This window comes from Cobetia marina, assembly GCF_001720485.1.
Classification (GTDB): domain Bacteria; phylum Pseudomonadota; class Gammaproteobacteria; order Pseudomonadales; family Halomonadaceae; genus Cobetia; species Cobetia marina.
In genome coordinates, this window is record NZ_CP017114.1 from 2,584,180 (window position 1) to 2,598,359 (window position 14,180).

9 protein-coding genes are annotated in these 14,180 nt (G+C 61.9%); 4 read left to right on the forward strand and 5 right to left on the reverse strand.

The features are described 5' to 3' along the window. Position 1: 1 nt before the first annotated feature. The gene (locus BFX80_RS10910) at positions 2–2,608 is read right to left on the reverse strand and encodes a type VI secretion system Vgr family protein (RefSeq protein WP_084208893.1); all 2,607 of its coding nucleotides are present in this window, start codon (positions 2,606–2,608) and stop codon (positions 2–4) included. 528 nt (positions 2,609–3,136) lie between these two features. On the opposite strand from BFX80_RS10910, the gene aldA reads away from it, so the two are divergent. The 4 genes from aldA (at position 3,137) to BFX80_RS10930 (ending at position 8,542) form a co-directional block, all read left to right on the forward strand. Further along, positions 3,137–4,561, forward strand: a complete 1,425-nt coding sequence (aldA, locus tag BFX80_RS10915; protein WP_084208894.1) for an aldehyde dehydrogenase — start codon at positions 3,137–3,139, stop codon at positions 4,559–4,561. 172 nt (positions 4,562–4,733) lie between these two features. Continuing rightward, positions 4,734–5,969: a mandelate racemase/muconate lactonizing enzyme family protein gene (locus tag BFX80_RS10920; RefSeq protein WP_084208895.1), complete on the forward strand. Its 1,236-nt coding sequence runs from the start codon at positions 4,734–4,736 to the stop codon at positions 5,967–5,969. Between the two features lie 5 nt (positions 5,970–5,974). After that, on the forward strand, positions 5,975–7,603 hold the full coding sequence (locus BFX80_RS10925; RefSeq protein ID WP_084208896.1) for a GMC family oxidoreductase: 1,629 nt from the start codon (positions 5,975–5,977) through the stop codon (positions 7,601–7,603). Positions 7,604–7,783: 180 nt separating this feature from the next. Continuing rightward, the gene (locus BFX80_RS10930; RefSeq protein WP_054555863.1) at positions 7,784–8,542 is read left to right on the forward strand and encodes an IclR family transcriptional regulator; all 759 of its coding nucleotides are present in this window, start codon (positions 7,784–7,786) and stop codon (positions 8,540–8,542) included. A gap of 304 nt (positions 8,543–8,846) precedes the next feature. On the opposite strand, the gene BFX80_RS10935 is transcribed toward BFX80_RS10930, so the two are convergent. The 4 genes from BFX80_RS10935 to BFX80_RS10950 form a co-directional block, all read right to left on the reverse strand. Next, positions 8,847–10,280, reverse strand: a complete 1,434-nt coding sequence (locus tag BFX80_RS10935; RefSeq protein WP_084208897.1) for an aldehyde dehydrogenase family protein — start codon at positions 10,278–10,280, stop codon at positions 8,847–8,849. Between the two features lie 108 nt (positions 10,281–10,388). Then, positions 10,389–11,348 carry an NAD(P)-dependent oxidoreductase gene (locus tag BFX80_RS10940; protein WP_084208898.1) on the reverse strand — a complete coding sequence of 320 codons (960 nt, stop codon included), beginning with the start codon at positions 11,346–11,348 and terminating at the stop codon, positions 10,389–10,391. 329 nt (positions 11,349–11,677) lie between these two features. Next, positions 11,678–12,592, reverse strand: coding sequence for a LysR substrate-binding domain-containing protein (locus BFX80_RS10945; RefSeq protein ID WP_084208899.1), 915 nt, complete (start codon positions 12,590–12,592; stop codon positions 11,678–11,680). A 281-nt stretch (positions 12,593–12,873) separates the two neighbouring features. Further along, on the reverse strand, positions 12,874–14,130 hold the full coding sequence (locus BFX80_RS10950) for a M24 family metallopeptidase (RefSeq protein WP_157109479.1): 1,257 nt from the start codon (positions 14,128–14,130) through the stop codon (positions 12,874–12,876). Between the last annotated feature and the right edge of the window lie 50 nt (positions 14,131–14,180).

The following is a 14,180-nucleotide window of genomic DNA, read 5'->3' on the forward strand; positions in this document are numbered from 1 at the left end:
ATCAGGACTCCACCACACCGTCGCCATTGGCGGCAGCGCTTTGTCCTTTACTCGGACACAGCAAGTCTTCGCCTTCCGGCAATTCCGTCATCGCGGCATTCAGGCTCGTCGGCCCACCGAAGCTGTGCTGCGCGCCTTTGACATCAATCTTGCCAGGCGCGTGGAGTTCGATATTGCCGTCCTTGAGGCGGACGTAGGCACCACCACAGGTGAGCAGAATCTCCTTGGCGGCATTGATATCGATGTCGTTCTCGGTGGAGGTGATGGTGACGTCCTTTTCCGCCGTCAGGTCCATCGCATCGCTTTGCGCCTGAACTTCGACCTTGCCCTTGCCGGCAAACAGCTTGATGCCGGAGCGCTGTACGAACAGCGAAAACTTCTCGACCACGGCACCTACCAGACTGCGCCCGGTGGCCAGATTGATATCTTCGCCACTGGTGACGCTGAGCGAGCGGCCCTGTGCCAGGTGCGTCGATTCCGGCGTACTGGTGGCGATGCCGGCGGGCGATGTGAGATGCAGCCAGGGCGCATTCAGGCGCGCTGCCTGCCCTCGCCCGCCATTGGTGGCGCTCTGGGCTGAGCTACCGTCGAAGCGGCTACCGCTGTCATCGGCGCCATAGGTGCCTTGGGTATCGTCGCTGGCCTGCTTGATCTGCGTGCGCCCCGCGAGCGCCTCGGCGTTGTGGCTGGTGGCGCTGTCGCTGAGCGTATTGGCCAGCTGATAGGCGCTGGCGAGCTGCTGATGCGCAGGAGAGAGATCCAGCTGCTCGCCACTGGCCGCAATCTGCCCCCAGCTACTGAGCATCAGGCCGCTGTTGGCGCGGATGGCGCCATAGGCGTCCGAGCGCAGCTCGAAGCCGGTGCCACGGAAACTGCCCCGTGTGTTGCCCTGCTGGTGGATCAGATAGCCGAGATTGAGCTGGGATTTCTCGTGCTCCGAGTTCAGGCGCACACGCTCCTGATCGGTGGCGTCATCGAACACCAGCTCGTTGTACTTGTTGCCGCGGTAGGTCTTGCTCTTGAGGCCGGAGAGCAGGCCATTGGAGTGCCATTGCGGGGTCTGGTCGCCGTTGTAGACGCGTCCGGTGATCAGCGGTCGATCCACGTCGCCTTCCAGGAAGTCGACGATGACCTCCTGACCGATACGCGGCACGAACACGCTACCCCAGCCAGCACCGGCGTTGGGTTGCGCGACACGCAGCCAGCAGCTGGCGTCAGCCGCGCCCTTCTCGCTGCGGTCCCAGTGGAACTGGACGCGCACGCGGTTGAGCGAATCGGTGTGGATCTCTTCATTCTCGGGGCCGACGACAATCGCGGTCTGCGGGCCACCCAGATTGGGGCGCGGATGATCGAGAGACGGGCGGTACGGCTGACTGAGACGCTGGGATTCGAAGTCAATCAGATACTGACCGGTGCCGACATCGGCGTAGTCTTCGTGAGCGCTTTCATTGAGGCCATGCGCCTGGCGCGCCTCGGCCATGCGCGCCTGCAGGCTGCCCGGCAGCGCCTTGAGGTGCGCGGAGACCGGCAGCGCATTCTCGGCACAAACGGTCAGGCCCAGCACGAGGAATTCACGCTCACTCGAGTCGCCGTCTTCATGGCGGGCGTGCTGGCTGAGTTCGAACCAGCGGCCGACCTTCAACTGGCGGGTACCCCCGGCGCCGTAGAAGCGCTTGGCGCGGGATTCATGGGCCTCGAGGCGATTGACGGTCAGGCGTTCGCCGCGCGAGTGATCGTCGAAATAGTACTCGCCGGGGTAGTCGTAGACTTCCTGCTCGCTGAGATTGCCCTGATCGCTACGCGTGTCCTGACCGGAGCGTTTCTCCAGACCCGGCTGCTTGTAATCGAAGGTGCCGAGGCTGACACGCGTCGGTTGCTGCTGACGGCGACCGCTCCACTGGGTGATGGAGTCCTCAGACTCGGTAGCATCCTGTCGGTGAAAGCGGATCACCTGCGGCTCGACCGGTGCGCAGGTCGCGACATCATCGGTGATGACGAGGCGGTGACCATTGAAGTCGCTGTCGACAGAGGCGTGTTCGAAGTAATAGAACAGCCCTTCCTGCTCCATCAGGCGATTGACGAACTGGAAGTCGCTTTCGCGATACTGCACGCAGTAGCTGCGCGCCGGGTACTCGCGGCGTAAATCCAGCCGCCAGCCACCCTGCGCTTCGCCTTGGGCGATGGCGTGGTTCGAGAAGACCGACTCGATCACCTCGACCGCGCTCACGTCCTGGAAGATGCGGCTGTCACGACCTAGCTTGAGCATCGAAAGCCACGGCACCAGCGTCAATTGGTAATAGAAGACGCCACCGTCCTCACCCAGCAGTGCGGCCGACTCGACCAGCCCCGAAAGCTCGCGGTAGCTGCCATCGGCCTGACGCACCGAGAGCGCCGCCGGCTGGGCCATCAGGGTCTTGAGCTCGATATCACCGTTCTGGGAGATGCAGTCGAGGGTATAGGCGAAGGGACGCGACATACGCTCTTCCCCCACCAGGCGATGCGGAATGAAGTCCGCGCCGCTCATCTCAAGCGTGAGCAGGCGCTCGTTCTGGCTCAGTGAGACATCAAACGACGACAGCAAGGCGTCGAGTACCCATGAATCTGACATGTTCTGCATCCCTGGCAATTGACGTAGACGATGGCCTGAGGTCACTGGCCCGTCCCTGGCTCTCGATCAGGTGGCACAGCATATAGGAATGCTCTCATTTAGTTAATGACTGAACAGAGTGAACACTTACGCTGAAAGCGCGTTAATTCCAGCGAAAGATGCGCCATGAAGGGCCAGAAAGAGGCAGCTCAAATGTGGGAATTCTCGCCTGACATTCCTGCACGCGCGTCATGACATCGTGTCAGAACCAACGGCTTTCCCACTCTCTTTTCGCCGGCAGCATGTAGCGTGAAGCACTGCCATGGCAGATGACATCGCTGAACAGGACATGCCCCAGGATGCCAGCGGAAATCTCTCGATGGCATGGCCGCCGCCACAGGCAGGCATGACAGCCATGGAAGACATGACGATCAAGGTAGTCCCAATTAAGAATTCCATATAAGGAATTTAACTTCCGTATGTGAAAAACAGTTTGACAGTCTTGGCACCGCTTCATAGCCTGTAAGCCAAATTCAGGAGGAGTGATGCATGCGCACTGACAAGAACTTCATCAACAACGAATTCATCGCCTCTTCCCAGGGCGAGATGATTTCGGTCTACAACCCGGCCACTGAAGCACTGGTAGGTCAGGTGCAGGCAGCAACCACTGACGAAGCGCTTGAAGCGGTGAGCATTGCGGCCAAGGCTCAAAAGGACTGGCGTGCCAAGACCAGCACCGAGCGTGCCGGCTACATGCACAAGCTTGCCGAGGCCCTGATGGCGCGCAAGGATGCCATCGGCCAGGCATTGGCAGATGAGTCGGGCAAGAGCCTGGAAGACGCCACCAATGAAGCCGTCTACGCCGCCGACATCACGCGCTACCACGCTGAGTGGGCACGTCGTATCGAGGGCGAGATCGTCCCCAGCGACACTCCCAATGAAAGCCTGCTGCTGCAGCGCGAGCCCATCGGCGTCGTGGCCTGCCTGATTCCGTTCAACTACCCGGTGTTCACCCTGCTGCGCAAGATCGCCCCGGCGCTGATCACCGGCAATACCGTGGTCGTGCGTCCGAGCAACAACACCCCGACCTCCGCCTTCGAGATCGCCAAGGCGATCCAGGATGCCGGCATTCCGGCAGGCATCGTCAACATCCTGGCGATGGACCACGGCACCGCGGAAGCCGTCTGCACACACCCCAAGGTGGGCATGATCACCCTGACCGGCAGCGTCGGCGCCGGTCGCAAGGTGCTGGAATATTCCCAGGTCAACATCGCCAAGTCCTCGTTGGAACTGGGCGGCAAGTCACCGGCCATCGTCGAGCCGGATGCCGATCTGGCCAAGGCAGCGGCACAGATCGCGGCCTCTACCCTCACCAACTGTGGCCAGCTGTGCACCGCCATCGAGCGTGTCTATGTGCACGAATCCGTCTATGACGATTTCGTCGCCCAGCTGAAGCAGCAGATGGAAGGCGTCAAGTTCGGCAACCGACTGGACGATGCCAGCCTGATGGGGCCGCTGATCAACGAGAATTCGCGCCTCAACATCCATCAGATGGTGGAACGCGCTATCGATGACGGCGCCACTCTGGAAATCGGCGGCTATATCCCCGAGGGCAAGGGTCACTTCTACCCGCCGACCCTGCTGACCGGTTGCCGTCAGGACATGGAGATCGTGCAGGAAGAGATCTTCGGTCCGGTGCTGCCAGTGCTGACCTATCGCGATATCGATGAAGCCCTGGAGCTGGCCAACGATCACCAGTTCGGCCTGGCCTCCGTGGTCTTCACCGAGAACTATCGCACTGCCATGAAGGTCGCCAACAACATCGAAGCCGGCGAGCTCTACATCAACCGCACCCCAGCGGACCCCTACCAGGGCTACCACGCCGGCTGGAAGCGCTCTGGTCTGGGCGGTGATGATGGCAAGCACGGCATGCTCGACTACACCCAGACCCGTCTGGTCGTGATGAACTACTGATCACGCCATTCCGTCTTGCCTGTCACGCCTCCGGGGAGCCCTCTCCTCGGAGGCGCTGACGCCCTACCCCATTTCTTTCCGGAAGCGCGCTGTTGGCGTCGAATGACGGCATGCCAGGCAGTGCGCTCCCACACCATCCTGCTAGCCAGTGACCACTGAAAGGCCTGCCACCATGAAAGTTGTCAGTTGCGAGACACACATCGTCGCCACTCCGCCGCCCCACGTCGGCGGCATGTACTGGATCTTCGTCCAGCTACGTACCGCTTGCGGCATTGAAGGGGTCGGTGAAGTCTATGCCGCCACCTTCCATCCGGAAGTCATGAGCAAGGCGATCGCCGATGTCTTCTCACGTTATCTGGAAGGCAAGAACCCGCATCATATTGAACGCCTGTACCGCGAAGCCTTCTCCAGTGGCTTCACCCAACGCCCTGATCTCACCATGATGGGCGTGCTGAGTGGTCTTGAGATGGCCTGCTGGGACATCGTCGGCAAGGCGGCTGGCCTGCCGGTCTATGAACTGATCGGTGGCAAGGTCCACGACAAGCTGCGTTCCTACACCTACCTGTACCCCAAGGATGCACGCGGCAACTACGACTATGACAACGTCGAGCTGGCCGTCGAGTGCGCACTGGAGAACAAGGAAAAGGGCTTCACCGCATTGAAGTTCGATCCGGCTGGCCCCTACACAGCCTACTCCGGTCAGATGCTGTCTCTGGAAGGCATGGACAAGAGCGCCACCTTCTGCCGCCGCATCCGCGAAGCAGTCGGCAACAGCTGTGATCTGTTGTTCGGCACCCACGGCCAGATGACACCGGCATCTGCCATTCGTCTCGCCAGGTATCTCGAGCCCTATGACCCGCTGTGGCTGGAAGAGCCGGTACCACCGGGACAGAGCGAAGCCATGGCGCGCGTGGCAGACCACACCTCCATTCCGGTCGCGACCGGTGAGCGCCTGACCACCAAGTACGAATTCCACGATGTGCTCAAGAACAACGCGGCCTCCATCCTGCAGATGAACCTGGGGCGCGTCGGCGGCATTCTGGAAGGCAAGAAGATCGCGGCGCTGGCAGAAGTCTATTACGCCCAGATCGCACCGCATCTCTACAACGGCCCGGTCGGCGCCGCGGCCAGCATCCAGCTGGCGACCGCCACGCCCAACTTCCTGATTCAGGAAAGCATCGGCACCTGGGATGGCTTCCACGCCGATGTGCTCAAGGAGAAGATCGAGTGGCGTGATGGCTACATCATCCCCTCCACCAAGCCGGGCCTGGGGGTCGAGCTGGACATGGACGTGGTCAAGGCCAGTTCGCCTTACACCGGCCGGACACTGCACCTGAGCATGGACCCGCGTCCCTATGACGTGAAGGAACAGTCCAGCACCGACTGGAAGCGCAAGCCGGAGGCGTAACGCCGATGCAATACGATTTCATCATTGTCGGTGCCGGGTCGGCGGGGTGCATCCTCGCCAACCGGCTGAGCGCCAACGGTCGCCACAAGGTGTTGCTGCTGGAGGCCGGCGGCAAGGACACCTCGCCCTGGATCAAGGTGCCGGTCGGGTTCGCCAAGACCTACTACAACCCGGCCTACAACTACATGTATTACAGCAAGGAAGAAGCCGCGATGGGGGGGCGCAAGATCTATACCCCCCGTGGCAAGGTGCAGGGTGGCTCCGGTTCCATCAATGCGATGATCTATGTCCGGGGCCAGGCCTCGGACTTCGATGACTGGGCGCGCGCCGGCAACGAGGGCTGGTCCTATCGCGAGGTACTGCCCTACTTCAAGCGTCTTGAATGCCACCCGGGAGGCGATACCGAGTATCGCTCCGGCCAGGGCCTGATCGGCATCACGCCACTCAAACATGGCGCGCACCCGATCTGTCAGTCGTGGCTGGAAGGTGCCCGCGAGCTGGGGTACACGCTCAATGATGATTTCAATGGCGAACACTTCGAGGGGGCTGGCATCTATGAGGCCAACATCCGCAAGGGACAGCGGGATTCCAGCAATACCGCCTACCTGAAGCCGGCGCTGTCACGCGGCAACCTCACGCTCAAGCATATCTGTCGGGTGGAGCGCGTGATGCTGGAAGAGACGCCCGATGGCGGCAAGCGCGCCATGGGTGTCGCCTACCGGCGTGATGACGAAGTCATCGAGGTGACCGCGCGTCGCGAAGTCATTCTCTGCGCTGGCGCCGTAGATTCACCGAAGCTGCTGCAGCTTTCGGGGATCGGCGGGCGTGAGGCGCTGGCCACGCATGGTATCCAGACACAGGTAGACCTGCCGGCCGTCGGTCAGAATCTGCAGGACCACCTGTGCGCCAGCTACTACTACCGCGCCAATCGCACCACACTGAATGATGACTTCGCGTCCTTCTGGGGCCAGGCCAAGGCGGGACTGCAGTACCTGATCAACCGCAGCGGGCCGCTGGGCATGAGCGTGAATCAGGCCGGAGGATTCTTCCGGGGCAGCGAGGCGGAGTCAGAGCCGAACATCCAGCTCTACTTCAATCCGATGTCCTACCAGATTCCCAACGACCCGAGAGCCAAGCTGACACCGGAGCCGTATTCCGGCTTCCTGCTGGCCTTCAATTCCTGCCGACCGACCAGCCGTGGCAGCATTTCACTGTCCTCGGCAGACCCGGCAGACCCGGCGACGATCTGCCCCAACTACCTCAGTACCCAGAAGGACATCGATGAGGTGATCCAGGGCAGTCGTCTGGTGCGCAAGCTGATGGGCGCGCCCGCTCTCAAGGCCATCACCGAGTGCGAGGTCGCCCCGGCCGAGACGGTCCACGATGAGGACAGCATGCTTGCGTACTTCCGCTCTCAGGGTGGCTCCATCTACCACCTGTGCGGTTCCTGCGCGATGGGGCCGGACAAGGCGAACGCCGTGGTCGACAGCCGGCTGAAGGTACATGGTGTGGCGGGGCTGCGGGTCATCGATGCCGCCATCTTCCCCAATATCACTTCCGGCAACCTGAATGCGCCGGTGATGATGGTGGCGGAAAAAGGCGCGGATCTGGTGCTGGCCGACCACGCAGACTGACCCGGCGGATAGCCGCCAACCCCACGAACGGCCCATGGGTCTGGTACCCTATGGGCCGTTCCCCTTTCCACGGATGGGAGATGCAGCCCGAGGCATCGCCCTTCCGTCGTCACAGTGTCACAGCCTTCGGTCAGAAACCGCCTGTGACCGAGATTCGCGTTTCGGAGTGACCCCGCGTTCATGAATCACGAGAAGACCAAAGCCCCTGCCGTCGACCACAGTGTCATGATTCTGGATCTGCTTGCGGCAGCCTCCTACCCGCTGACGCTCTCGGAAATCTGTGAGTCCACCGGCATCTCGCCCGCTACCGGTCACCGCGTGATCAATTCCCTGCTGCACCATCAGCTGGTCGCTCACGATCCCGGTCGCAAGAAGTCCTATTGCATCGGCTCGCGCATCTTCCAGATCTCCTCGACGATCTACAACAAGCAGAGCCTGATCCCGGTCTTCTACCCCATCGCGGAGATTCTCAAGAACGAGATTCACCGCTCGATCTTCCTGTGCATCCCCATCGGGGACCAGGTGGTGGTGATCTCGAAGGTCGATGCCTCCGGCAGTGGCAGCTACAACCTCTATATCGGCAAGACCATGACCCAGCACGCCTGCGCCGCCGGCAAGGCGATTCTTGCCATGCGCCCCGAGAGCTCGCGTCAGCTGTACCTGGAGGCTGCCACACGTATCACGCCCGAACTGGCCGAACGCCGTGACGAGATGGATGCCGAGCTTGAGCGTGCGCAACGCCTCGGGTATGCCGTATCCAGTGGCGATGCCGAGGGACAATTGAGCTGTATCGCCGCGCCTGTACTGAACATGCGCAATGAGCCCATCGCCGCCATCAGCGCCGTCATCAGCCAGGACTGGCTGAATCCGCAGCAGGCACGCGCCTACTCCAAGCATCTGGTCCAGGCGGCGCGCCAGCTGTCCTCGCGCATCATCTGAGGCCGAAAACGTTGCCTGGCGAGCCCGCCATGCTGCACCGCACAAAGTCTTGCCACTATATATAGGTATTTTCAGCGCCCAATATAGGTATTTTTCAGCACCCAGCGATCTGACAGACGCGATGGGCGTTGCTCTGATAGCGAAACGCGGCGGCGACAGCCGACAAGTACCTTGAGGGCGCCTTTTGTCGATGGCGCGAATGGTCGATGGCGCGAATGCAAGATACCCGTGATTCACGGGCCACTCTGGCCTCACGAATCACGGGTATCTTGCGTGGCATCACGGCGGCGCGGCCCGCCTTCTGTCAGGCAATGGCCGGCGCCCCGAGCAGTGCCTTGACCTCGACATATTCCGCCAGGCCTTCGTCACCCCATTCGCGGCCGTTGCCGGAACGCTTGTAACCACCGAAGGGGGCATCGAAGGAGAACTCTGCCCCTTGCAGATAGCATTGTCCTGCCTGCATGCAGCGGGCGATGGGCAATGCTGCCTCGGCGTCACGCGCATAGACCGCAGATGACAGGCCATAGACGCTGTCATTGGCGATGGCGATCCCCTGCTTCACGTCGTCGTAGGGCAGGATGCACAACACCGGCCCGAAGATCTCCTCACGGGCGATCTCCATTTCATTGCTGACATTGGTGAAGATGGTCGGACGCACATAGCAGCCCTTCTCAAGCCCTTCGGGCGGCTCGACGCCACCGAGCGCCAGTTCGACACCGTCATCGATGGCACGCTGCACCAGATGCAGGACACGTTCGCGCTGACGCTCGGAGACCAGCGGCCCCATGGTGGTCGCCGGGTCGTTCGGGTCACCCACCACCTGCTCATTGGCGATCTCGACCGCCAGGCGGGTCGCCTCTTCCAGTCGCGAACGCGGCACCAGCAAGCGAGTGAAGGCGTCGCAGGTCTGGCCGGTGTTGGCCATGATGTTCTCGACATTCAAGCGCACGGCCGCGGCCAGGTCGGCATCTTCGGTCACCAGCAGCGGCGACTTGCCGCCCAGTTCCTGACAGACCCGCTTGACGGTGGGCGCGGCACTCTCGGCGACCTTGCTACCGGCAATGGTCGAGCCAGTGAAGGACACCATATCCACTTGCGGATGGCCGGACATCACCGGACCGATCTCGCTGCCCTCGCCCGTCACCACATTGAAGACCCCTGCAGGCAGACCGACCTTCTCGAAGATCTCGGCCATGATGAAGTCCTGCAGCGGAGTCTGCTCCGCCGGCTTGGCGATCACGGTGCAGCCTGCCGCCAGCGCCGGGGCCAGCTTGCCGATCAACTGATGCAGCGGATAGTTCCACGGATTGATCAGCGAGCAGACGCCGATGGGCTCGCGCATCAGGGTCACATCGCCCTTGCGCTCGTCCTCTTCCATCTGGAAGGCGCGTTCGGCGTAGTACCGCATTCCCTCGATGGGGCCTTCCACGTGCAGCGCGCCGGCCAGTTGTACCGGGCAACCCATGGTGAGCACCTGGACGTCGCGCAGCTCATCGAAGCGACGCTGCATCTCATCCGCTGCCGCCATCAGGATATCGTGGCGTTCCTGCGCGGATGTCGTGGCCCAGGCAGGCAGCGCCTGACGTGCTGCCATGATGGCAGCCTCCACATCCTGCTCACCGGCGCGCGGCACACTGGCGCACAGCTCGCCGGTGGCCGGATTGATGACCTCCATGCGCTCGCGCCCGAAGGGTGTCTGCCAGTGGCCATTGATGTAGAAGTTGTCGTGATGTTGCATGCCAGACCTCTCGTTGCTGGTGGGAGATAACACTCTCCCTGAGGGTGAGTCTCAAACGCAAATGCCCCGGAGGCCATTCGCACGGCACCCCGGGGCAGTCTTCACGGCTCAGCTGCGGCCGGTAACGCCGACCTCGTAGCCGACTTCTTCCGGCTCGTCATCGGTCAGCTCTGCCGGGAAGCCGGTGCCGAGCACACGGACATCGGCGGCTTCCTCGAGACGACGGATGATGTTGGATGACCACTCACGCGGGCCGAAGCGTTCCTGACCATCGCGGAAGATGTCCATCAGCATCGGGGAGATTTCCAGCGGCACGTCCAGGTTCCTGGCCAGGGTGTCGAACAGGCCGACATCCTTGAGCACCAGATCCATGGTGAAGCTGATGTTGCGGCTTCCGTTCAGGATGACCTGGGACTCGGTCTCGTGGACGAAGGAGTTGCCCGAGGAAATCTTGATCGCCTCGTAGGTGGTATTCATGTCCATGCCGGCCTTCTTGCAGACGGTCAGGGCTTCGGCGACGGCGCACAGGTTGGCGGTGGCCAGGTAGTTGGTCATCACCTTGAGCACCGAGGCGGTGCCCAGTTCCCCGGTGTGCAGGACACGGCGACCCAGGTTGGTCAGCACCGGCAGCACCTGCTCGAAGGAATCGCGGTCACCGCCGACGAAGATGGAGATGTTGCCGGTGGCGGCGCGGTGGCAGCCGCCAGAGACCGGGGCTTCCAGTGCCTTGGCACCGGTGGCCAGCACCTTGTCGGCGATGCGACGCAGTTCGCCGTCATCGGTGGTACTCATCTCGAGCCAGATCTTGCCTTTGCACAGACCGGCAATGATGCCGTCATCGCTTTCCATCACGGCGCTGCAGGCAGCCGGAGACGGCAGGCAGGTGATGACCATGTCGTTGGCTTCGGCGAGTTCCTTGGAAGAATCCGCCCACTTGGCACCCTGCGCGAGGAAAGGCTTGGCGGCTTCCGGGTCAAGGTCACGCACGGTGACGTCATGCCCATTGCGCAGCAGGCTACCTGCCAGCTTGCCACCCACGTTACCGAGACCGATGAATCCGACTTTCATGTGCTGCCCTCTCTGCTGTCTGCCTGCTGGCTGTCCGGTGTACTGCACAGGGCCGCTCGGGACGGAGGGAAATCCTGTCCGGTGTGGCCCATGTCATCTTGAGGCTCACCCTACTGGCCGACCTGCCTGCCAACAATTCATAAGAATTTGGCGATTGGTAACAATTTTTGTGAGCCCGCCCAGACCCCGCGCCTCCGCACAGCGATCCGCGATCCGCGATCCGCCCACAAACGTCAGAGCCTCATGCGCCAGAACCCAGAACCAGATGTCGGAAACAAGAACGCCACCCGAAGGTGGCGTTGTCACGTAACCGCTCTCGCTCTGGCGGATCAGGTAGGCACGCTGCGACTCTGCGACGCCAGCCAGCCAAGGAGGGTCGCGACGCGCGGATCCCGCTCCAGCTCGCGGTGACAGACAGCACCCCATTCACCGCGCCCGGTCGTCACCTGCCCGGTCGGGTTGATGAGTCGACCGTTCGCCAGGTCATCGTCGGCAAAGGGCCCGTTGACCAATGCCACGCCCTCCCCCCGCGCCGCCATCTCCAGGGCGACGGCCAGGGTGTCGACCACGATGCAATTGCGGGTAGGACAAGGGCCTAGCGACAATGCCTCGAAGTAACTCTCCCAATTCCAGCCCTCGGTGTAGACCCCGATCAACGGCAGCGTCTTCAAGGCATCCGCGGGGACCGGGCGTGCATCGTCGCCCAGCAGCTGGGGGCTGCAGACCGGAAAGAGGCGTGACTCGAACAACGGCTGCCAGTGGAGGTGATCCGCCAGCGGCGCATCGCGGAACACGATACCGACATCGGCATTGGCCTCATCGAACTCCCAGCCGAGACTGCACGTCATCAGCTTGAGCTCGACTTCAGGATGCATGGCCTGGAAATGCGACAAGCGAGGTGCCAACCAGCGAATCGAGGTCGTCACATAGACCTGAATCGTCAGCGGCTGGGCATGCTGCATCTGGCGCAGGGACTCGGCGCCTTGCACCAGACCCGCCAGCGCTTCACGCACCACCGGATAGAAACGCTCGCCAGCCGCCGTCAGCACCACATGACGGCCTTCACGGGCAAACAGTTTCACCTCCAGACTCTCTTCGAGACGCTGAATCTGGTTGGCGATGGCCGGATGCGTCAGGTTCAGCTCCTCGGCAGCCGCGCGGAGACTCAGCAGACGCGCAGCCGCTTCAAATCCTTTCAGCGAACTCAAGGGCGGCAGTTTCTGCAGTGGCAGAGGGGTTGGCATAGACGACACTCACGAAAGGCGAAAGGCGAGCAGGAAGCAACCGGTACCCATGAACGATAGACCTTCTCGACGCTCTCTCACGTTCACGGCACACGGCCGCCCTCTGGCCCTCTTTCGCCATGAGACAATGGCAAAGCGGGTGACCGTCGCTGACAGCCACCCGCACAATTGACCTCATGTTACCAAAGCCGCCATGCCGCGTAATGCCGATGCGCGTCGGCAAGCTACCTGGGTCCGGCTCAGCCGGCCTGACTCAACCGGCCTGACTCAAACGGCCTGGCTCAAACGGCCTGGCTCAGCAGGCGCTCATCGAAGGGATAGTCCGACAACAGTTCCACCTGACCATCGTCACGAATGTACAGCTGCTCTTCGAGCTTGACGCCTTCGCCGCCGGACTCATGTCCGATATAGCTCTCCACGCATAGCGTCATCCCAGGCTCGAGAATGCCGTCGTAACCCTTGTCCTCGATATCCTCGCGATGAACGATGTAGGGATACTCACCGTTCATTCCGACACCATGTGCCAGGGCAAAGTAGCGACGCGCGCGATAGCCGGGAGGGATGCGCCAGGCACGTTCGGCGTATTCCTTGAAGCTGACCCCCGGCTTGAGATTTTCCATGTTGGTCTGGATCTGGTCATACGCCATGCGATAGAGCGATTTCTGCTCGGCGCTGGCCTCACCCGTGCCACACAGGAAGGTTCTCGAGAAATCCGCGTAGTACCCGTAACGCCCGACCACGTCGGTATCCAGCGCGACCAGTTCTCCCGCCTGGATGATCCGGTCGGAACATTCCTGGAACCAGGGATTGGTGCGCGGCCCGGAATTCATGAGGCGGGTCTCGATGAAGTCGGCGTCTGTCTCGATGATGTGCTGATGCAGCCGGGACCAGACGTGATTCTCGGTGACCCCAGGCCGTATGGAGGCCTCCAGTTTGCGCACTCCCTCCTCGACCGCTCTCAGCGAGGAGCGAATCATCTTTATCTCGTTGGGCACCTTGAAGGCTCGCGCCTGCTCAAGAGGCTCCTGAGCATCCAGCACCTGATAGCCTCGCTGCTCGAGCATGAAAGCGGCTTCCGCGGTTGCGCTTTCGATGGCGATCCGCTCACCTCCGCCGCACTGACGCACCAGATCGATGATTTCATCCGCCCAGGCTCTGGTGACGGCTTGTGTATTCTTCTCGTTGAAGTAATAGGAAATCGCCTTGGCCGGGCGAATCTCGTCCACGGTCGGTAGATGGCTGGCCAGGTGTTCGCACCCCGAGAACTCGAACAACACGACCGGCCCTGCGGCGGGGACGAATACGTAACGAGCGGGATTGCGCGAACTGTACACCTGCATGTTGCGGGACCCGGTGGCATAGCGGACGTGTGCCGGGTCGAACAGGACTGCCGCCGTGATATCGCGTCGGGCCAACTCCTGGCGAACACGCGCGAGTCGGTCACATTGGATCTGCGCAATCTCTTCCGACGTCGGTTCGCAGTCTTCCAGTGCATGGGTCGGAGCGAGGATGCCCATCGCCGTCAGGTCCATTTTCATGTGGGATGCCCTGTGGGGAGTGTTCGATCAAGCGCCCGAAAGGCGCATGC